We start from the raw sequence: 21,239 nt of genomic DNA on the forward strand, positions 1-21,239 counted from the left end.
GAGTGTGCGTAGCTATTTTTTAATCAATTTTTGTATAATCTCTCCAAAGTTCTTGCATACCATTATCATTTGCATGGTTAATAATAGCTATATCCATAAGATTTTTAAGTCCTGTTTGATGATAACTATTTAAAAATGCATGTCGAAGAATTCGTTTATCTTCTTTTCCATGAATATCAAGAGAATACTCTAAAACTACTTTGTCTTTAGTCAAAGTCCCAGTTTTATCAGTGCAAAGTATGTCCATAGCACCAAAGTTTTGTATAGAGCCTAAATCTTTAACAATAACTTTCTTCTTTGACATAGCAACTGCTCCTTTAGCAAGGTTAGCAGATACTAACATTGGTAACATCTCTGGTGTAAGTCCAACAGCTATTGAAAGTGCAAACAAAAAAGCTTCCATCCAACTACCTTTTGTAAAGCCATTTACAAAGAGAACTATTGGAACCATAATAAACATAAATCTTATAAGTAGCCATGAAACTGAGTTAACACCCTTTTCAAAACCTGTTACAGTTTTTTTGCTTGTTATTTGTTGAGCCATAGAACCAAATATAGTACAATCACCTACTGAAATAACAATAGCTATGGCTGAGCCACTAATTATGTTACTACCCATAAATGCAATATTATCTAAATCAAGTATGTTATTGGTAGTTCCTTTGTAGACATCAGAAAATTTTTCTATTGGCTCACTTTCTCCCGTAAGAGAAGATTGACTAACAAATAAATCTTTGCATTGTAATATACGTACATCAGCTGGAATCATATCACCAGCAGCGATATGAATAATATCTCCTACAACAACTTCTCTTAGTGGTATTTCTATTAATCCTTTAGAATCACGCATAACTGATATAGTGGTATTTACCATATCACTTAGGGCTTGTGCCGCTTTGCCAGAACGAGATTCTTGAATAAATTGTAGCAATCCACTTATAGTTACCATTGTCAATACGATAATGACTGTAGTTGCGTTTTTATCAGTTGGATTTGCTAAAATAACATCTGTGATAAAAGAAATTATAGCTAAAATAAGAAGTACAATAGTGAATGGGTTTATAAAAGCTTTGACAAATTTTTTTATCATTGAGTTACTAGATTTTTGAGTGATTTCATTACTACCATACTTGTTTCTCATTATATTAACCATTTTTTCAGAGTAACCACTATAAGAATTTCTATATTCATTTAATAAAATAGAGTCGTTCATTATAGCTGAATCAAGTATATCTTCTTTTGAAGTTGAATTACATGTAGTTTGTGTAATAAACTTTTTATTTAATTTTTTTATCATGTCTGAGACCTCCTTAAATATTTATCTATTTTTAAAATAAGGAAGTAAAGACATAAGCCTGTGACGAAAAACATCACTAGTTTTAAATTTATTAAAAATAGGGAGAAGAAATAAGACGTACAAAATAGTACAATTCTTCAAATAAGTGACTACTTCGCTCAACAGAGCTTATGTTATTACTACTTCCTGCGTCCATTCTTCTCACCTCCAAAATTCAAAATATATAAATCTAAAATAAGCATTAAAAAATCCCTTATCAAAGCATAAACAATGACAAGGGAATTAAACCTATAATAAAAACAACCAAGGCATAGAAAACCTAAGTATATTTATAATACAGTAAAAATATTTAATCATCGTTCAAGCTTTAACTTCATAGGGCAATGAAATTGCATTAGATTATGCCTTGGAATCGACATAGACTGTTGACCTTCTCATAGTGTCTCCACTATTTTGCGGCAGCAACCCGTATCCCTATGGTAGCCTCACCTACCGAGATATTTAATTTATATGAGATTATAATACATAAAAAACTATTTGTCAATACATGAAAAACTACATACACAACCAATATATTATATTCTTTTGACAAAATTATTGTTCCAAATCTTGTATTTGTAGAATTACAAGTACCTTTAATATATGCCTTTTTTAAACAAAGTTATGTAAAAATTTATTTCTGATAAAATTGTATAATCTATGAATATAATTAAGGCTATTGGCTCCATAATTTTGATATAGTTTTACTATCTTTGTGAAATATTATAACCTGTAGAACTGGCTGAATACTATTGTTGAATTTTCAAGTATGTGCTAATATACATATATAATTGTTGGAAATAAAATAAATGTAAACTTTATATAGAAAGTATACATTTAAATTAATCATTAAGTATACTTGTTTATATATGATTATATAAACAAGTATACTTTGAATATAATATAATTAGTGAGAGAGTATAGATAGGTATTATTATGAAAATAATCACAAGCAATTTCAATAAAGACTTTTATAAAGGGGGGAATCAGGTTTGTGTCGATTAAAAGAATTGTTTTTATAATGTCTTTAATTAGCTGTATAGTATTTATGTGTCTCCCAATACAAGCAATTGCTACATCAGAAAAACGTGTTGTAAAAGTAGGTTTTTTTGAGTTTGAAGGGTATCATGAGTATAATGAAACTGGAAATAGAAGTGGGTATGGATATGAGTATCTTCATGAGATTGCAAAGCATACTGGCTGGACATATGAATATGTATCTGGTACATGGGAAGAATGTCAAGCCATGTTAGAAAATGGTCAGATTGATTTGCTTACATCTGCACAGTATACAAAAGAACGTGCAGAAAAATTTGACTTTTCAGAATTGCCTATGGGAAGTAGTTATGCACGCATTACAGTAAAACGTGGAAATTCAAAATATTTACCAAATGACTATAAAAATTTTAATGGAATAGTGATTGGGTTACTTGATAGTAATAGTAGAAATGAAGATTTAAAAAAATTTGCAAACGAAAAGAATTTTAATTATACATCTAAATATTTCAAGAACCAAGAAGAATTAGAAAGTGCATTGGAAAGTGGAAAAGTAGATGCTATATTAACTAGTAGTTTAAGAAAGGCTAAAAATGAAAGTGTAATTGCTCAATTTTCTCCTTCTTCATTTTATTGTATTGTAAAAAAAGGTAATACTCAACTATTACAAGAAGTTAATAACGCTCTAGAAAATATAGAAATGGATAATCCTGCATATAAGTTTAATTTGTATAGTAAGTATTATCAATCTAGTAATCAAAATGAGTTTATTCTTTCTAAAGAGGAACATAATTATCTAAAAAGAAATAATAGTATACGTGTAGTTAGTATGCCAGAATCATATCCACTATCGTATTTAGATAATGGAAAATTTAATGGTATAATATCAGATATGTTTAATTTAATTGTTAAAGACCTTGGTTTGAATATAGATTATATAGAAACCAACTCATATAAAGAGTCAATTAATATGTTAAAAGAGGGAAAAGCAGATGTAATATGCTTTTTTAATTCTGATTATGGATGGGCAGAACAGAATGGAATAAAGATTACATCTCCTTATATGGAATTGAATTACAGTACAATAGCTAAGAATTATAGGAATACTGAATTTAATGATATTGCTGTTGTAGACAATGATAAATTTAATGATGAGTATATCAAAAAACGTTATGAAAAAGCAAAGATTAAAAGTTATAAATCTGAAGATTTAGCTATAAATGCAGTAGAAAGAGGCGATGCAGATGTAGCATTTATAAATACATATTCTGCTGAAAATTATATACAAAAAGATTATAATAACTTAAAAGCAATTTTAGTTACTGATTATAAAACTAATATATCTTTAGGTGTTAACCAAGATACAAATCAAGTATTATATTCTATTTTGGATAAAAGAATAAATTCACTTAATAAGGAGGAGTGTTCTGAAATTATTGCAAAGCATACAATGTTTCAAAATTATGATACTAGTTTGTCTCAATTTGTACACCAGCATCCAGTTCAGACTGTTTTAGTTTCTTTTTGCTTTTTCTTAATTATAATAGCAGTGCTTTTTTATATAATTGCAATTAACAGAAGACACTCAGTACATATTTTTGATTTAGCATTTAAAGATACAATTAATGGAATTTGGAATTATAACGGATTTGAAAAAGAAACAACAAAAATTTTAGAGAAACATAAAGAAAAGTATTATGCATTGGTTGCTTTTGATATAAAGAAATTTGCTGTGATAAATGAGAATTATGGTAGAGACTCTGGTGATATAATTATAAAAGAAATAGTTTCAGTTTTAAAAAGAATTATAGGTGATACAGCCTTATTAGCTCATGTAAAAGCAGACCATTTCCTTTTTCTTTTACCATATGAGTTTAAAAAGGATTTGGAACTAGTTCTTAATAATATAAATGAAAATATATCATATTTTGAAGTGAAAGGTTTTAGTATTAAAATCAAACCTAACTTTGGAGTATACAATATTGAAACTGAGAATATTCCTGTAACTAAGGCGATAGATTATGCCGAAATTGCTAGAAGAAAATCAAAGGAAAGTAACTATTCTATAGTCTATTTTGATGAGTCACTTAGAGAAAATCTTAAAAAAGAAAAAGAGATTGTTGATAGGATAGATTATGCATTAGAAAATGAGGAGTTCCAAGTTTATTATCAACCTAAATTTGATATGAGAACAAATAAAATTATTGGAGCAGAAGCACTTGTTAGGTGGAATCATAAAGAACTTGGTTTTATGAATCCAGGAGAATTTATTCCTATACTTGAAAAGAGTGGTGGAATTATAGATGTTGATTTTTTTGTGTTGGATAAAGTATGTAGATTGACTCGTTTTTGGATGGATTCTGGAATTAAACCAATTTCAATTTCTGTAAATCAATCAAGAGCACATTTTCAAAGAAAAGATTATATAAATAGATTACAAAATATACTTGTTAAATATAATATACCTAGAAATATAATTGAACTTGAGATAACTGAAAGTTTGTTTGAAAATGATAGTATATCAAATGATATGATAAAAAAGATTAAAGAGCTTGGATTTTTTATTTCTGTTGATGACTTTGGTTCAGGTTACTCTTCTTTGAATCTTCTAAATCAGGTTTCTGTAGACATTTTAAAAATAGATAAATCTCTATTAGATAACTCTAAAGGAGAAGGGAAGATTATAAGTAAAGTAGTTGAAATGGCAAATGACTTAGGGTTAGAAGTGATTTGTGAAGGTGTTGAAAATATAGAACAGGCAGAGTTTTTAATGAGTATTAATTGTTATTATGCACAGGGGTATTTGTATGCTAAACCTATGCCAAAGGATATGTTTGTTCACAAGGTGGAGAAGTCTAAAGATATATAGAAATTGTATAAGTATTTAAGTTGTTATAGTAGTATATTAAAGATTATAATAAATAAAATATTTGTGTATGACATATATAAATGAATGAAAAAGTTAAATGTATAGTAAAGGCACTTCATAAATTATGAAGTGCTTTTTATTATTGTAAAAATAAGTAATATATTATGAATAACAAAAATAATAACATTAATTAAATCTTAGATAATCTTAGGTATAATATATGATTTACCTTGAAAAAACTTAAATTTTAAGGTGAAATAATATAATTATATTAAATTTTATTGAAATAATCAAAATTATTTACTTAATATAACTTATTAGTTAGAATTATACTAAATAATTAAGGAGGTGAGTAGCGATAGATAAGATAGATTTAAAAATAATTAATTCTCTAAAGAAGAATAGTAGAGCCTCAACTTCTGAAATAAGCAGACAAGTCAATTTATCAATACCAGCAGTATCAGAACGCATAAAGAAAATTGAGCAGTCAAATATAATTCAAAAGTATACTATCCAAATCAATCGAGAAAAAACAAAATATAAACTTTTAGCTTTTATATTTATCAATACTGATTTATCTGAAAGTATGGAAGATTTTAAGCAAGCTATATTGAAACATGAGACTGTATTGGAATGTCATCATATTTCAGGAGAGTATGATTATTTGATAAAAGTATTAGCAGAAGATACAAGTGACCTTGAAGAATTTATATCTGTTACATTAAAAAGAATCAAGGGAATTCAGAAAGCTAATACAACTATTGTTCTATCTACAATTAAAGAAGAAATTAATACATGTAAAAATATTTTTTAAATATATTAGTAGCTAAATATTAAGTATATTACTTATCTTTATTTTAACTAAATTTTAGGAGGAAAATATAATATGAAAATTTTAGTTTTTTTAGCAAAAGGTTTTGAAACTATGGAATTTAGCGTATTTATAGATGTTATGGGATGGGCTCGTAATGATTATGGTTGTGATATCGATGTAGTAACTTGTGGCTTTAAAAAGAAGGTTATAAGTACATTTAATATTCCAGTACTTGTTGATAAGACCATAGAAGAAGTATGTGTTGATAATTATGATGCTCTTGCTATTCCTGGAGGTTTTGAAGAGTTTGGATTTTATGAAGAGGCATATGATATGTCTTTTTTAAACTTAATAAGAGAGTTTGATTCAAAAGAAAAGATAATTGCGTCTATTTGTGTGGCGGCATTACCAGTTGGTAAAAGTGGAGTTTTAAAAAATCGTAAAGCTACTACATATAATTTGAAAAATGGTCAAAGGCAAAGACAGTTAAGCGAATTTGATGTAAATGTAATTAATGAACCAATTGTTGTAGATAAAAATATTATAACTTCATATTGTCCAGAAACTGCTCCACATGTAGCTTTTAAACTTTTGGAAATGTTGACATCCAGAGAACAAATGAAGACTGTTAAACTAGCTATGGGATTTAAACTATAATGAGCTATAGATGTTCTAAGTAATCAGAACCCCAATCACACATACAATCTAGAATTGGAATAATACTCTTTCCAAAATCCGATAGTGAATATTCTACTTTTGGAGGAACAACAGGATAAACAACTCTGATAATTAAACCATCTGCTTCTAATTCACGTAGCTGTTGAGTTAACATTTTAGGAGTTGCTTTAGGAATTAATTTTCTTAGTTCATTAAATCTCAATATAGTGTCTTTAAGATGCCAAAGTATAAGTGTCTTGTATTTACCACCAATCAATGCGAGTGTTGCTTCTATTGGACAACTGTATTCACTAGAACATTTTTTCATTTTTAAGCTCCTTTCATATATTTTAAAGTATCTTTTTAGGTACTATATTACAAAAAAGTGCATTATTGTAATATAAAACTATAGTGATAAAATTATAGCATAGGTTAAATGAATCATCAACTTGACCTAATAAAATGATGGGAGGTAATTAAATGAATTTTGTTGAACTTGCAAAAAAAAGATATTCTTGTCGTAATTATCAAAATAGAAAGGTCGAAAAAGAAAAACTTGAGAAAATTTTAGATATTGCGAGAATAGCTCCAACTGGTGGTAATCGTCAACCTCAAAGATTAATTGTTATTCAAGAAAAGGAAGGGCTAAATAAACTTTCGAAGGCTGCTAATATATATGATGCACCATTAGCTATTATCGTGTGTGGAGATAAGGAAAAAGTTTGGACAAGACCTTTTGATGGGAAACAACTTACAGATATTGATACAAGCATAGTCACTGACCACATGATGTTACAGGCAACTGAACTTGGATTAGGAAGTGTTTGGGTGTGCTATTTTAATCCAGATGTAATTAGAGAAGAGTTTAGCATGCCAGATAATTTAGAACCAGTAAATATATTATTGATAGGATATGAATCTAAGACACCAGAAAGCCTAGATAGACATGAAAAAACTCGTGTCCCTTTAAGTGAAATAGTTTCTTATGAAACTCTTTAATCAAAAATTAAGTTATTTACATATAAATGTCATAAAATAGTCACTATAAGTAAAGTTCTAAATAAGTAATATTTTCATGAAATTAACTTTAGTGGAGTATATTTAGTTTTAATAAAAGATATACTTCACGAATTTATTTGTTTAAAATATTTGATATTGTGCTATTGATATTTTGCAATTGTACACTAAGTTAAGATAGCAATTTATATTAAGAAAAAAGTTTTTGCATAGGTTATAATACTTAAAAGGAGATGATGGAGTTGAAAACAAATACAGATGTGATTATGGAAATCATTGATTATATAGAAGAAAATCTTACAGAAAATCTAAATTTAGATAAAATAGCTGATATTGCTAATTATTCAAAATATCATTTACACAGAATGTTTACAAATATTGTAGGATGTACTATTCATCAATACATACAAAGAAGGAGACTTACTGAAGCAGCTAGACAACTTATATTTACAGATAAATATATTATAGACATAGCTATTACAGTAGGATATTCTACACATCAATCATTTACACTGGCATTTAGAAACTTATACAAAGAGTCTCCACAAGTATATAGAAATAAAGATGAGTTTTATCCTATACAACAGAGATTTGTTTTAAATTTAAATCATCAAATCCAAAATGCAAAATGTATGTCTTATACAAGTATTAACTATAAACAAAGAAGAGATGAAATCAATTCTTATCTTAACTTTAACATTAATTGTGAGGTGAAAGTAGCATGAGTTTAGTACCACATGTAATTGAACAAACTGGTCAAGGGGAAAGGTCTTATGATATATATTCGAGATTATTAAAAGATAGAATTATATTTATAGGAGAAGAAATTAATGATGATATTGCAAGTCTAGTAGTAGCTCAATTACTGTTTTTAGAATCAGAGGACCCAGATTCAGATATAATTATATATATAAATAGTCCTGGAGGCTCTGTTACAGCAGGATTCGCTATATATGATACGATGCATTATGTAAAATGTGATGTATCAACTATTTGTATTGGTATGGCTGCAAGTATGAGTGCTTTTTTACTTGCAGGAGGGACAAATGGAAAAAGATGTGCTTTACCCAATGCAGAGATTATGATTCATCAGCCAATGGGTGGAGCTAAAGGTCAAGCAACCGATGTAAAAATAGCAGTAGATCATATGTTGAAAACAAAAGAAAAATTGGATGGAATTCTTTCTAAAAATACAGGAAAATCAATAGAAGATATTAGAATAGATACAGACAGAGATAATTTTATGACTGCACTAGAGGCTAAAGAATATGGGCTAATTGATTATATAATGAATAAAGAAGAGTAGAAAATTTATTTCAGAATCCAATCTACAATATATAGATAATGAAAAATAACCATGTTTAGATAAACTTGGTTATTTTTTATTTCAAAAAGAAAAGTTTTTTGGAATTACAATCATATTTTTTAATCAACCAATAATAGACCAAAATGGTTTTGAATTTCTCCTTTTTCTCTTAAGGTATTTATTTCTAGACCATTTGACCTTACTGTAGCAAATACATCAATGCCACAAGCTTCCATTGATGGAGCTGTTTTGTTAGGAAAATTACAAGTAGTAGGGTTACACTTAGCACACATTGTACAAGGTCCACTTCCAAAAGCAATTACTTTATAATATCCATCTAAAAACATTTCTCTTGCAAGTTTGACAGCTAAAGGAGTAACAATACTCATTTCATGACATCTAAATAGAATAGCCTTGTCATAACAATCTATTATTGCTTGTGTTTGCTGATAGGTTGGAACATTAGGTGGACAACAATGGCTGTGACCAAATGTGTTACAACCAAATTGACACTTGTAAATTGTCCATGCTGCTGTAAGAATAGTTTTAGGGTCTATTGAAATAGCGATATCAGCTCCATTAGATTTTAATACCTCAAAGTATTTTTTCATAATTTGCCTCCCATAAAAATTAGTTTGATTTTTTATTATAAATGAATAAATAAATTTAACGATTTCTTATATTTATGATAGCTCAAAAATATATATCAAACAAATCAAAGTATTAGAATTCTGAATTAAATAAAAATGAACTATAGATATGCTGGATAAATAAAGTTATATATTATTTTTTTGTCGTTAAAAGTTTATGAAATTTCAATAACAAATTGATGATAAATACCATATATTACTTATGTCTGTAATATATAGAAGACAAAGGAGTTGTACATTATGATTACAATAAGTTTGTGCATGATTGTTAAGAATGAAGAAGAAGTTATAGGAAGATGTTTAGAGTGTGTAAAAGATATCGTAGATGAAATTATAGTTGTAGATACTGGTTCTACAGATTCCACAAAAGAAATAGTCTCAAAATATACAGACAAAGTATTCGATTTTGAATGGATAGATGATTTCTCTGCTGCAAGAAATTTTTCATTTTCTAAAGCTTCTAAAGACTATATAATGTGGCTTGATGCAGATGACATAATTTTAGAAGATGATAGAAAAAATTTATTAAAAATTAAGGAAAACTTAGATACTTCTATTGATATTGTAATGGCAAAATACAATGTTTCTTTTGATGAAAATGGCAAACCAACTTTATCATATTATAGAGAACGATTATTTAAGAGAAGTTCTAATTACAGATGGGTTGACCCTATTCATGAAGTAATACCTCTTGTTGGAAAACTATTTTATTCTGACATTGCAATATCTCATAAAAAACTACACAGACAGGACCCTCTAAGAAATCTTAGAATATTTGAAAAAATGATTTCAGAAGGTAAAGTATTAGAGCCAAGACATCAATTTTATTACTCAAGAGAACTTTATTATAATGCGAGGTATGAGGAAGCAATAGCAGGTTTTACTAAGTTTTTAGACTCAACTAGAGGTTGGATTGAGGATTGTATCAGTGCTTGCAGAGATTTAGCCACATGTTATTACTTAATTAATGATGAAAAAAATGCCTTATATTCTTTATTTAGAAGTTTTGAATTTGATGAACCAAGAGCAGAAGTTTGCTGTGATGTAGGAAAGCATATGTTTGATAGACAAAAATATAAAGAGTCTGCTTTTTGGTATAAGGTAGCATTAACAAGAGATAAAGATGACATTAATGGAGGATTTAAATCAAATGATTGTTATGGATATATACCATATATACAATTGAGTGTTTGTTATGACAGATTAGGAGAAGTAGATAAAGCTATTTATTATCATGAAAAAGCAAAAGAAATCAAACCTAATGATAGCGCTATTTTGCATAATGAAACCTATTTTAGTAAACTTAAAAAATAATTGATAAGTCACAATAATACTAATTTTGACATATTATATAAAGAGCTTAAAAGCTCAAATATATTAGGAGGTGCTTTTAATAATGAGTAGAAATAAATATTTTGGCCCATTTGATGACAATGATTGCGACAATAATAGCTATGATGATTGCAATGGTGGTCATGATAATTTTAATAGCTGTGATTGTCACCATGGATGTCCACCATCATGTGTAGGGCCAACCGGTCCGATGGGTCCAAGGGGTAGAACTGGAGCAACAGGTCCAACAGGTCCGACAGGTCCAAGAGGCCCAGGAGTAGGAGCAACAGGCCCAACAGGCCCAACAGGTCCAACAGGAAATACAGGAGCAACAGGAAATACAGGAGCAACAGGATTAAGAGGTCCAACAGGAGCAACAGGGTCACCAGGTCCAACAGGAGCAACAGGAGCAACAGGATTTGGAGTAACAGGTCCAACAGGAGTAACAGGAGCAACAGGAAATACAGGAGCAGATGGAGCAACAGGCCCAACAGGTCCAACAGGAGTAACAGGAGCAAATGGAATAACAGGTCCAACAGGAGCAACAGGAGCGACAGGATTTGGAATAACAGGTCCAACAGGTCCAACAGGAGCAACAGGAGCAAATGGAGCAGCTGGAGGGACAGGTGCAGCTGGAGCAACAGGAGCAACAGGAACACCTGGAGCAACAGGTCCAACAGGTCCAACAGGTCCAACAGGAGCAAACGGATTAGCAGGTCCAACAGGTCCAACAGGAGCAACAGGAACACCTGGAGCAACAGGGATAACAGGTCCAACAGGAGCAACAGGAGATACAGGAGCAGATGGAGTAACAGGTCCAACAGGAGCAACAGGAGCAACAGGATTTGGAATAACAGGTCCAACAGGTCCAACAGGGGCAACAGGAATAGGAGTAACAGGAGCAACAGGTCTAATTGGTCCAACAGGGGCAACAGGAGCACCTGGAGTAACAGGTCCAACAGGAGCGACAGGAGCAACAGGAATAGGAATAACAGGTCCAACAGGAGCAACAGGGGCAACAGGAGCAGATGGAGTAACAGGCCCAACAGGAGCGACAGGGGCAACAGGAGCAGATGGAGCAACTGGAGTAACAGGAGCGACAGGAGCAACAGGAATAGGAATAACAGGTCCAACAGGTCCAACAGGCCCAACAGGAGTAGGAGTAACAGGAGCAACAGGTCTAATTGGTCCAACAGGGGCAACAGGAGATACAGGAGCAACAGGTCCAACAGGCCCAACAGGAGCAACAGGAGCAGCAGGCCTAATTGGTCCAACAGGAGCAACAGGGGCAACAGGAGCAGATGGAGCAACAGGTCCAACAGGCCCAACAGGAGCAACAGGAAATACAGGAGCAGATGGATTAGTAGGTCCAACAGGAGCAACAGGAGCAACAGGAATAGGGATAACAGGTCCAACAGGCCCAACAGGAGCAACAGGCGTAGGAATAACAGGAGCAACAGGGGCAACAGGAGCGACAGGTCCAACAGGAGCAGATGGATTAGTAGGTCCAACAGGAGCAACAGGAAATACAGGAGCAGATGGAGTAGCAGGCCCAACAGGAGCAACAGGAGCAACAGGAAACACAGGAGCAGATGGAGCAACAGGTCCAACAGGAGCAACAGGAAATACAGGAGCAGATGGATTAGTAGGTCCAACAGGAGCAACAGGGGCAACAGGAGCAAATGGAGCAACAGGAGCAACAGGTCCAACAGGAGCAACAGGAAATACAGGAGCAGATGGAGCAACAGGCCCAACAGGAGCAACAGGGGCAACAGGAGCAGATGGATTAGTAGGTCCAACAGGAGCAACAGGGGCAACAGGAGCGACTGGAGCAACAGGTCCAACGGGTCCAACAGGCCCAACAGGTCCAACAGGAGCTAGTGCAATAATACCTTTTGCATCAGGTATACCACTATCACTTACAACTATAGCTGGCGGATTAGTAGGTACACCAGGATTTGTTGGTTTTGGTAGTTCAGCTCCAGGTTTAAGTATAGTTGGTGGAGTAATAGACCTTACAAATGCAGCAGGAACATTGACTAACTTTGCATTCTCAATGCCAAGAGCTGGAACAATAACATCTATTTCAGCTTTCTTTAGTACAACAGCAGCACTTTCAATTGTTGGTTCAACAGTTACAATTACAGCAACACTTTACCAATCAACTGCACCAAATAACTCATTTACAGCTGTGCCAGGAGCAACAGTTACACTGGCTCCTCCTCTTACAGGTATATTATCAATTGGTTCAATTTCTAGTGGAATTACAACTGGATTAAATATAGCAGTAACAGCAGAAACACGATTCTTACTAGTATTTACTGCAACAGCTTCAGGACTTTCATTAGTTAATACTGTAGCAGGATATGCAAGTGCAGGAATTTCAATAAATTAGATTAGACAATTAAAAAAAGGCTTCTAGTATCTTATAGATATTAGAAGCTTTCTTAATATTAATTGATAAGCATAATGGAAAGTACTATTATATAATATAAAATAATAACATTAAACTTGAAAGATAAAATTGTCTAGGGGGGATATTATGAAAAATAAAATTGAAATATTAATGAATAACTTTGTAAAAGATTATTGTAAATCAAATAATATAACTACAAAATGGCAAGAACTTTTATTTGCTTATGCATCTGCTGAAGATGATATGTTTCAGAAATTAAAAAGTGTTGTAGGAACATCTCATGCAATGCCAAAAGACTTTCTGAAAGATGGTAAAACTATAATTACATATTTTATACCTTTTGATGAAAGTGTAAATGATAGTAACATTGGGGGATTTGAATGTTCAGAAATTTGGGCAAAAGCATATATAGAAACTAATAGATTAATTTCAGATTTGAATAATTTTTTATGTGAAGAGCTAGAAAAGATAGGATTTAGTTCATATGCTATTCCTGGGTCATATAATTTTGATAACAACAAATTAGTTAGTGATTGGTCACAAAGACATATCGCATTCATAGCAGGTCTGGGAACCTTTGGATTAAATAATATGCTTATTACAGAAAAAGGGTGTTGTGGAAGGATAGGAAGTATAATCACAAGTTTAGAGTTAGAACCAACTAAAAGACCAGAACAAGAATACTGTTTATATAAACAAAATAAAAGTTGCAAAAAGTGTGTAAGTAAATGTGTAAAAGGAGCCTTAAAAGAAGATGGGTTTGATAGAAATCAGTGTTATGAGATGTGCATGTTAAATGAAGCTAAGTATTCTTATATAGGTGGATGTGATATTTGTGGAAAATGTATAGTTGGAGTTCCTTGTTCAGTAATAAGTCCATCAAGATAAAGATTTAATATCGATTAAAGATTCTGATTATATGTGTAATGAGTCGTAAAGATAGAAAAAATATAAAATATAAATAAAGAATTTGTAATGATTGACAACCATTTATGCTATTGATAGACTTGTATGTATCGTTGTGACATGTAAGGAGGGGTGAGAATTTATGTTTGATTTAATCTTTATTTTTGCATAGCAAGGGCTATTGCAAATATAAAATTTAATATATAAATAGCCCTTTGCTATTCCTAATAAAAAATTAATATTTAATAGGAGAGCAAAAATGAGCTATAAAAAAGCAATACATATATTACCAGAGGAATTACTCAAATTGATACAAGAATATGTAGATGGAGAATATATATATATTCCTAGAAAATATAATAATAAAAAAGAATGGGGAAGTAATACATCTACTCGTGAGGAGTTATCAATTAGAAATATGCAAATTTACGAAGATTATCAAGTTGGATATGATTTGAAATATTTATCAGAAAAATATTATCTATCTTTGAAAAGCATTCAAAGAATTGTATTACAAGAGAAAAAGAAAAGATAGTTAAGAGTGAGTCAGTGTAATTTTATAATTATACTGACTCATTTTCTTTTGGTAAAAGTGTTTGAGGTATAGTTTCTTTTAGGAGGATGTTATAATTTAATTAATTTCAATAACTTATACAATTAGGTAACAAAGTTAGTTGTAAAGTACTTAATAAGAAGTAATAGTCTTTTGTATAAGCGAAATTAAAATTTATTAAAATTAGGAGGTCTTGTTTTGAGAAAAATACTTGATTATATTCCACCTTTTCATAACTTTCTATTAGATTAGTAATATTAATAGAAAGGAAATTTTGTTTATGCAAGAAATAATTTGGGAAGTAGAATATACTTCCCAGCTACCTGTAATTAGGTATTGTAAAAAATGTGGAAAAAAGACTGAATATATTTGTTCAGATTTATTTAGAGTTAATGCTCAACATAAATATTTAGATATATGGTTAATATATAAGTGTTCAAATTGTGATTCAACATGGAACTCAACTATATATTCTCGTGTTAATCCAAAAAGCTTGAATCCAGAAATACTAGAACAATTCCATACAAATGATAATAATCTTGTTAAGCAATATGCTATGAATGTAGAACTTTTACATAGAAATGGAGCAGAAGTTGGTATTCCAGAATATAAAATAGTAGGTCAAGAGATTAATATTAATGAATTTACACAAATTAGAGTTGTAAGTAAGTATCCGTCTCAACTAAAGGTATCAACATTATTACGTGAAAAACTAGGTCTATCCAGAAAGAAATTTGATGAAATGTTAGACTGTGGGATTATTAAAAGTATATCTGGAGTTGATTTAAAGAAAAGCAAATTAAATTATGAAATTATGTTAGAGATAGGTGAGGAGAAGCAGAAGTCTTCAAATTAGCTATAATAACTAACTTAATATATTTTCTATAACTAAATCAGTTTAAAAAATAGTGGCTATTAAAAATGAATAGCCACTATTTTTTATATAACTATTATCTCTCTAAATTTTTTAATATCTCATAGTAGTGTGCTATAGCCAATGTGTTTGAGTTGTCTTTTTTGACTCCATTTCATATTATATTCAGCATAAATCTATAAAAAATTTTATTATGATATTATTGATATTTATGTTTGCTTTATTTTATTCAGGATAGCATCTATAGCTGTATCAGGAACAACTGCCAAATCTTCTGCATTAAAATAATAGATTATATTAGAATCAAATAATATATTTGAATTTGGAGGAAACTCATCATCTCCAAACCAAAGTATAAATATCATAGAAGTATTACCTATATATGTAAACTTGTAGGCTAAATCACCCATGTCTACTTTCTCAGCTCCCATATTTTCCATAACCAACTTATATTTTTCTATTTGAGATGTAAAAACTTCTGAAAGCCTAGCTAGAGTTCTGTTTAAAAAGTTTGGATAGTAAACATTGCCACCAGGTATTTCTTTAAAAGTTACATATTTATTAGTTCTAGGAATACCCTTAGCATTAATTAAGTATCTAATTATCAAAATTTTAAGTTCGAAGTTTTTACAGATACTACCATTATCATTCCAAACTTCTCCACTTGGATAATCTATGATATATCGTTTACCAAAAAAATTTAGTGTGAATCTGTTCAAATCACTGTTGAAAGATATATTACTTAAATTGCTAATTGTATGAGGGTCTAATTCTTTAAATTTTTCTCGAGCATAGTTAAATGGAACATTATAATTACTTTTTGTTAACTTTTCATCCATAATTTTTTCCTCCAATTTAAATAATTAAAGATGTGTTTAGAAGAAGTTCTCTTATTATTGATTTTATTACATATTTAAAATATTACAATAATAAGTTATTAAATAAATTTTGCTATTTAAGTAAATACATATAAAATAAATACAAAGTACTTGAAATGTAAAGTTTTTGTATCTAAAATATTTTATTTGTAAAATATTAAGTAGTTATTGTAAGCTATAATATGGGAGTATAATAGTAGATGTAAATTTGCAAAGAGATTTATTAAAAGTACGGATTAAAATGTTATTAAACATATAAATGGAGGAGTTAGTATGTCTAAGATATTAGTAATAGATGATGAGCTAGATATGTTAAAGCTGATTGAAAATGTATTAAAAAGAGATGGTCATGAAGTGAAGGTAATTAGTGATGTAGAGAATGCTATGGATATAAATTTTAACTCTTTTAATCTAATAATATTAGATGTAATGATGCCCAAGATTGATGGTTTTGAAGTATGTAAAGCTATAAGGAATAAGGTTGATTGTCCAATACTGTTTTTGACAGCTAAAAATATGGAAAGTGATATTATGTATGGTCTTGGTATAGGAGCAGACGATTATATAACAAAACCATTTGGTGTAGGAGAGTTAAGGGCTAGAATAACTGCTCATCTAAGAAGAGAAAATAGAGAGAAAAAAAATTTATTAACTATATCAAATGTTCAATTTAACTTTTTAGGTAAAGAAGTCTCAGTTGAGGGCAAAAAAATTAATTTTACTAAGAGTGAGTATTTAATATGTGAATTTTTAGCTAAAAATAAGGGGCAAGTATTTTCAAAAGAAAGAATATATGAGTCAGTATATGGTTTTGATGGAGAAAGTGATATAAGTGCTATTACAGAACATATAAAAAATATACGAAGCAAATTAAAACAATGTGATGTTTATACTATAGAAACTGTATGGGGTATAGGATATAAATGGGTGTAATAAATAGAAGTGTAATTTAGTGAAAATATTATATATATCTACAAAATGTTTGTAAAATATTAATCTATATATTAAAATTTAATTTATAGATTAATATTTTTTGTGAATGACAAAATTGTAAGGTATTTTGTTATAAAATATTAATATTCGTAGTGTATACTAATAATAAGGTATTTGGTATTAAATCTTGAGAAAAGGATGGTTATCTCTAATGGATAAACTAAAGAATATTAGAAAGAGTTTACTACAGTATACATTTTTATTTTTACTAATAGGTATAACGATTTATCTAGTGTTTAAAACATTAGACATTAAAATGTTATCAAATGTTATAGTTATGGTAGATAAGAAATTTTTATTCATAGGTGCTTTGGCAATAATGTCTCATATAATGCTTGAAGGAGTAGTAATGAAGATAATTATAGAAAGTACTCACAAAGTTAATATTAGATTTATTGGTTTTAAGTTGGCCATTATGGGATTCTATTATAATTTAATAACTCCTTTTGCTTCAGGAAGTCAACCAGTGCAGATATATGTACTTAAAAAATGTAAAATGCCACTTAGTAAGGCAAGTGCAGTTATTACCAATAAGTCTATTATTTTTCAAATAGTAGTTACTTTTTATTGTACAATACTTGTGCTAATGAATTTTTCTATGTTAGAAAAACAGATGAAAATGATTATGCCTTTAGTTTTTTTAGGGATAGCTATTAACTCATTTGTCCTAATTATGATAATATTAGTTATTTTAAATCCTGAAAAAATAAAATATTTTATGAGAGTTTCCATCAAACATATATCAAAGATTAAATTTTTAAAATTTTTAGATAATAAGATTGACTCTATAGAAAGTTTTATAGATGATTATAGTAAAGCGATAAGTTTTTTTGCCAAGAATAAAAAAGTATTAATTTCAACTATAATAGTAACTTTTATTCAATTAAGTGCTTACTTTAGTGTTTCATTTTGGATATACAAAGCATTTAATTTACAAGGTTACAGTTACGTCTATATATTAACACTACAAGCATTTTTATATATGGCGATATCACCAATACCAACACCTGGGAATGTAGGAGCTAATGAATTGGCATTTTTCACTATATTCAAATCAGTATTCCCTCAATCTTTGATGGGATATGCAGTATTTTTATATGGTGGGTTTATGTACTACTTGATTCTTATTGGAAGTGGAATATTTACTGTAATCACTCACTACAGAATGAAAAATAGGATTGGAAGAAATGTAGTTTTAAGTGAAAATTAAATAGATTTAAATAAGCGTATATTAAAAAATATGTCATAAGAGCTAGAATATTTTAATTAGATAGTTGAAATATAAAGATTATTATGACATATTTTTTTTAAAAATATAAAAGGAATTGTGAGAAAATTGTTGAATTTAATAGATAGTATTGCAAAATATTTGTAATTTTGCATATTATAAAAACATTTCATTATCTTTAAGGTAAATTTTACTTATCAGGGGATAAATCTAAGGGGGGAAATGTATGGAGAAAAAAATTTTAACAGTTTGTCCATACTGTGGAGCTGGATGCCAACTATATCTAGTGGTAAAAGACAATAAGATATTAAGAGCTGAGCCAGCTAATGGTAGAACAAATCAAGAAAGTTTGTGCTTAAAAGGTCGTTATGGATGGGATTTTCTAAATGACCCTAAAATTTTAACACCTAGGCTAAAAAAACCAATGATAAGAAAACAAGGTGTATTAGAAGAGGTTGAATGGGATGAAGCTATAAGTTACACAGCTTCAAGATTAAATGAAATTAAAGAAAAATATGGCCCTGATTCTATTATGGGAACAGGTTCTGCAAGAGGACCTGGTAATGAAGCAAACTATATAATGCAAAAATTTATGAGAGCTGCAGTAGGAACTAATAATGTTGACCATTGCGCTCGTGTCTGACATGCACCATCTGTAGCCGGTCTGGCTTACTCATTAGGTAGTGGTGCAATGTCAAATTCTATACCAGAGATAGAAAATGCAGATGTCTTATTTATATTTGGATATAATGGAGCAGATTCACATCCAATAGTAGCAAATAGAATAGTAAAAGCTAAAAAAAATGGAGCTAAACTAATTGTTACTGACCCTAGACTAACTGAATCTGCAAGAATTGCGGATATACATCTACCTATAAAAGGTGGAACAAACATGGTTTTAGTAAATGCTTTTGGAAATGTCTTGATAGAAGAAGGTCTTTATAATAAAGATTTTGTTCAAAATCATACACAAGGTTTTGATGAATATAAAGAAATTGTTAAACCATATACAGCTAAATATGCTGAAAAGATTACAGGAATTCCAGAAGAGCTTATAAGAAAAGCTATGAGGGAATATGCAAAAGGTAAGAAAGCTATGATACTTTATGGAATGGGTGTCTGTCAATTTGGACAAGCTGTTGATGTAGTTAAAGGACTTGCATCAATTGCTTTACTTACAGGTAACTTTGGTAGAGAAAGCGTTGGAATAGGACCTGTACGTGGACAAAATAATGTTCAAGGGGCTTGCGATATGGGAGCTCTTCCTAATGTATATCCAGGGTATCAAAATGTAACTGATGATAAGATAAGAGAAAAGTTTGAAAACGCTTGGGGAGTAAAGTTATCTCCTAATAATGGTTATAGTTTAACTCAAGTTCCAAATTTAGTACTAAAAGAGAAAAAGCTTAAGGCTTATTATATATTTGGAGAAGACCCAGTACAAAGTGACCCAGATGCATCAGAAGTTAGAGAAGCTCTAGATGAGTTGGAGTTTGTAGTTGTTCAAGATATATTTATGAATAAGACAGCGCTTCATGCTGATGTTATACTTCCAGCTACTTCTTGGGGAGAACATGAAGGAGTATATACATGTGCAGATAGAGGATTCCAGTTGATGAGAAAGGCTATAGAGCCACAAGGAGATGTAAAACCAGATTGGCAAATTATAAGCGAAATTTCTACAGCAATGGGATACCCTATGAACTATAAAAACACTAAAGAAATATGGGATGAACTTAGACAATTATGTCCAAGCTTCTTAGGTGCCACTTATGAAAAAATAGAAGCTCAAGGGAGTGTTCAGTGGCCTTGTAAGAGTGAAAGTGTAGAAGATAAAGGAACTATGTATTTATATGAAGGTCAGAAGTTTTCTACTCCTAATGGAAAAGGTAATTTATTTGCTGCTGAGTGGAGACCTCCTATGGAAGTTGAAGATGATGAGTATCCATTTAGTTTATGTACTGTAAGAGAAGTTGGGCATTATTCAGTAAGAACTATGACTGGTAACTGTAGAACGCTTAGTTCATTAGAAGATGAACCAGGTCGTGTTCAAATAAATTGTAATGATGCAGAGAAACTAGGGATTGAAGATGATGAACTAGTTAGAATCAGTTCAAGAAGAGGAAGTGTAATAACAAGAGCAACAGTTACTGATAGAGTTAAGGAAGGTGCAACATATATGACTTATCAGTGGTGGGTTGGAGCTTGTAATGAACTTACAATAGCAAACTTGGACCCTATATCTAAAACACCAGAATATAAATATTGTGCTGTTAAACTGGAGAAACTTGAAGACCAAGAATTAGCAGAAAAATGTGTGAAAGAAGAGTATCAAAATCTTAAAGATAAAATGACTGCTACAAATATTTAGTAGTTAATTTTAATAAAGATTTATAAAAAGCGGAAAGGCTAAT

Annotated in this window: 18 protein-coding genes and 1 riboswitch; of the genes, 14 read left to right on the forward strand and 4 right to left on the reverse strand. The window is 30.2% G+C overall.

Annotated features, from left to right (window positions below; all coding sequences use genetic code 11):
- Positions 1–19 precede the first annotated feature (19 nt).
- Positions 20–1,297 carry an HAD-IC family P-type ATPase gene (locus Q3223_RS13435; RefSeq protein ID WP_223153349.1) on the reverse strand — a complete coding sequence of 426 codons (1,278 nt, stop codon included), beginning with the start codon at positions 1,295–1,297 and terminating at the stop codon, positions 20–22.
- A gap of 345 nt (positions 1,298–1,642) precedes the next feature.
- Positions 1,643–1,801, reverse strand: a riboswitch (M-box (ykoK) riboswitch).
- Between the two features lie 529 nt (positions 1,802–2,330).
- Here Q3223_RS13435 and Q3223_RS13440 point away from each other — a divergent pair.
- From Q3223_RS13440 to Q3223_RS13450, 3 genes are all read left to right on the forward strand, one after another.
- Complete coding sequence (locus tag Q3223_RS13440; RefSeq protein WP_219673694.1) at positions 2,331–5,201, forward strand: EAL domain-containing protein; 2,871 nt, start codon at positions 2,331–2,333, stop codon at positions 5,199–5,201.
- Between the two features lie 367 nt (positions 5,202–5,568).
- Complete coding sequence (locus Q3223_RS13445) at positions 5,569–6,015, forward strand: Lrp/AsnC family transcriptional regulator (protein WP_407812103.1); 447 nt, start codon at positions 5,569–5,571, stop codon at positions 6,013–6,015.
- A gap of 72 nt (positions 6,016–6,087) precedes the next feature.
- Positions 6,088–6,672, forward strand: coding sequence for a DJ-1/PfpI family protein (locus Q3223_RS13450; protein WP_407812091.1), 585 nt, complete (start codon positions 6,088–6,090; stop codon positions 6,670–6,672).
- A 4-nt stretch (positions 6,673–6,676) separates the two neighbouring features.
- Here Q3223_RS13450 and Q3223_RS13455 read toward each other — a convergent pair whose 3' ends face one another.
- The gene (locus Q3223_RS13455) at positions 6,677–7,000 is read right to left on the reverse strand and encodes a helix-turn-helix domain-containing protein (RefSeq protein WP_054271770.1); all 324 of its coding nucleotides are present in this window, start codon (positions 6,998–7,000) and stop codon (positions 6,677–6,679) included.
- Between the two features lie 152 nt (positions 7,001–7,152).
- Between Q3223_RS13455 and Q3223_RS13460 the strand changes: the two genes are divergently transcribed.
- The 3 genes from Q3223_RS13460 (at position 7,153) to clpP (ending at position 8,995) form a co-directional block, all read left to right on the forward strand.
- The gene (locus tag Q3223_RS13460; RefSeq protein ID WP_407812093.1) at positions 7,153–7,671 is read left to right on the forward strand and encodes a nitroreductase family protein; all 519 of its coding nucleotides are present in this window, start codon (positions 7,153–7,155) and stop codon (positions 7,669–7,671) included.
- Positions 7,672–7,925: 254 nt separating this feature from the next.
- A complete protein-coding gene (locus Q3223_RS13465; RefSeq protein ID WP_223153356.1) occupies positions 7,926–8,414 on the forward strand; it encodes an AraC family transcriptional regulator in 489 nt (162 codons plus the stop codon).
- Positions 8,411–8,995, forward strand: coding sequence for an ATP-dependent Clp endopeptidase proteolytic subunit ClpP (gene clpP, locus Q3223_RS13470; RefSeq protein ID WP_054271767.1), 585 nt, complete (start codon positions 8,411–8,413; stop codon positions 8,993–8,995). Before Q3223_RS13465 ends, clpP begins: the two co-directional genes overlap by 4 nt.
- Before the next feature lie 119 nt (positions 8,996–9,114).
- Here the strand turns inward: clpP and Q3223_RS13475 are convergent, their stop codons facing one another.
- Complete coding sequence (locus tag Q3223_RS13475; protein ID WP_167640306.1) at positions 9,115–9,606, reverse strand: DUF2284 domain-containing protein; 492 nt, start codon at positions 9,604–9,606, stop codon at positions 9,115–9,117.
- Between the two features lie 279 nt (positions 9,607–9,885).
- On the opposite strand from Q3223_RS13475, the gene Q3223_RS13480 reads away from it, so the two are divergent.
- The 5 genes from Q3223_RS13480 (at position 9,886) to Q3223_RS13500 (ending at position 15,708) form a co-directional block, all read left to right on the forward strand.
- On the forward strand, positions 9,886–10,959 hold the full coding sequence (locus Q3223_RS13480) for a glycosyltransferase family 2 protein (RefSeq protein ID WP_074179263.1): 1,074 nt from the start codon (positions 9,886–9,888) through the stop codon (positions 10,957–10,959).
- A 541-nt stretch (positions 10,960–11,500) separates the two neighbouring features.
- Entirely contained in the window at positions 11,501–13,372 is a 1,872-nt protein-coding gene (locus Q3223_RS13485) for an exosporium glycoprotein BclB-related protein (RefSeq protein WP_407812104.1), read from the forward strand.
- A 147-nt stretch (positions 13,373–13,519) separates the two neighbouring features.
- Positions 13,520–14,281, forward strand: a complete 762-nt coding sequence (locus Q3223_RS13490) for an epoxyqueuosine reductase (protein WP_074179264.1) — start codon at positions 13,520–13,522, stop codon at positions 14,279–14,281.
- 277 nt (positions 14,282–14,558) lie between these two features.
- Positions 14,559–14,834 carry a CD3324 family protein gene (locus Q3223_RS13495; protein WP_054277675.1) on the forward strand — a complete coding sequence of 92 codons (276 nt, stop codon included), beginning with the start codon at positions 14,559–14,561 and terminating at the stop codon, positions 14,832–14,834.
- A gap of 298 nt (positions 14,835–15,132) precedes the next feature.
- The gene (locus Q3223_RS13500; RefSeq protein WP_054271761.1) at positions 15,133–15,708 is read left to right on the forward strand and encodes a DUF1062 domain-containing protein; all 576 of its coding nucleotides are present in this window, start codon (positions 15,133–15,135) and stop codon (positions 15,706–15,708) included.
- Positions 15,709–15,935: 227 nt separating this feature from the next.
- Here Q3223_RS13500 and Q3223_RS13505 read toward each other — a convergent pair whose 3' ends face one another.
- On the reverse strand, positions 15,936–16,565 hold the full coding sequence (locus Q3223_RS13505) for a DUF3786 domain-containing protein (RefSeq protein WP_054271760.1): 630 nt from the start codon (positions 16,563–16,565) through the stop codon (positions 15,936–15,938).
- A gap of 312 nt (positions 16,566–16,877) precedes the next feature.
- Here Q3223_RS13505 and Q3223_RS13510 point away from each other — a divergent pair, with 312 nt between their 5' ends.
- From Q3223_RS13510 to fdhF, 3 genes are all read left to right on the forward strand, one after another.
- Complete coding sequence (locus Q3223_RS13510) at positions 16,878–17,537, forward strand: response regulator transcription factor (RefSeq protein ID WP_407812094.1); 660 nt, start codon at positions 16,878–16,880, stop codon at positions 17,535–17,537.
- A 211-nt stretch (positions 17,538–17,748) separates the two neighbouring features.
- Complete coding sequence (locus Q3223_RS13515) at positions 17,749–18,807, forward strand: lysylphosphatidylglycerol synthase transmembrane domain-containing protein (protein ID WP_054277672.1); 1,059 nt, start codon at positions 17,749–17,751, stop codon at positions 18,805–18,807.
- Positions 18,808–19,051: 244 nt separating this feature from the next.
- Positions 19,052–21,196: a formate dehydrogenase subunit alpha gene (gene fdhF, locus Q3223_RS13520; RefSeq protein WP_079740432.1), complete on the forward strand. Its 2,145-nt coding sequence runs from the start codon at positions 19,052–19,054 to the stop codon at positions 21,194–21,196.
- Positions 21,197–21,239: the final 43 nt, after the last annotated feature.

The organism is Clostridioides sp. GD02367 (assembly GCF_045900275.1).
Classification (GTDB): Bacteria; Bacillota; Clostridia; order Peptostreptococcales; family Peptostreptococcaceae; genus Clostridioides; species Clostridioides difficile_A.

Bases quoted from the DNA above. Each gene is read 5' to 3' on its own strand.
- Q3223_RS13435 (WP_223153349.1), bottom strand. From the start codon at position 1,297: ATGATAAAAAAATTAAATAAAAAGTTTATTACACAAACTACATGTAAT.
- Q3223_RS13450 (WP_407812091.1), top strand. From the start codon at position 6,088: ATGAAAATTTTAGTTTTTTTAGCAAAAGGTTTTGAAACTATGGAATTT.
- Q3223_RS13455 (WP_054271770.1), bottom strand. From the start codon at position 7,000: ATGAAAAAATGTTCTAGTGAATACAGTTGTCCAATAGAAGCAACACTC.
- Q3223_RS13460 (WP_407812093.1), top strand. From the start codon at position 7,153: ATGAATTTTGTTGAACTTGCAAAAAAAAGATATTCTTGTCGTAATTAT.
- Q3223_RS13465 (WP_223153356.1), top strand. From the start codon at position 7,926: ATGGAGTTGAAAACAAATACAGATGTGATTATGGAAATCATTGATTAT.
- clpP (WP_054271767.1), top strand. From the start codon at position 8,411: ATGAGTTTAGTACCACATGTAATTGAACAAACTGGTCAAGGGGAAAGG.
- Q3223_RS13475 (WP_167640306.1), bottom strand. From the start codon at position 9,606: ATGAAAAAATACTTTGAGGTATTAAAATCTAATGGAGCTGATATCGCT.
- Q3223_RS13480 (WP_074179263.1), top strand. From the start codon at position 9,886: ATGATTACAATAAGTTTGTGCATGATTGTTAAGAATGAAGAAGAAGTT.
- Q3223_RS13490 (WP_074179264.1), top strand. From the start codon at position 13,520: ATGAAAAATAAAATTGAAATATTAATGAATAACTTTGTAAAAGATTAT.
- Q3223_RS13495 (WP_054277675.1), top strand. From the start codon at position 14,559: ATGAGCTATAAAAAAGCAATACATATATTACCAGAGGAATTACTCAAA.
- Q3223_RS13500 (WP_054271761.1), top strand. From the start codon at position 15,133: ATGCAAGAAATAATTTGGGAAGTAGAATATACTTCCCAGCTACCTGTA.
- Q3223_RS13505 (WP_054271760.1), bottom strand. From the start codon at position 16,565: ATGGATGAAAAGTTAACAAAAAGTAATTATAATGTTCCATTTAACTAT.
- Q3223_RS13510 (WP_407812094.1), top strand. From the start codon at position 16,878: ATGTCTAAGATATTAGTAATAGATGATGAGCTAGATATGTTAAAGCTG.
- Q3223_RS13515 (WP_054277672.1), top strand. From the start codon at position 17,749: ATGGATAAACTAAAGAATATTAGAAAGAGTTTACTACAGTATACATTT.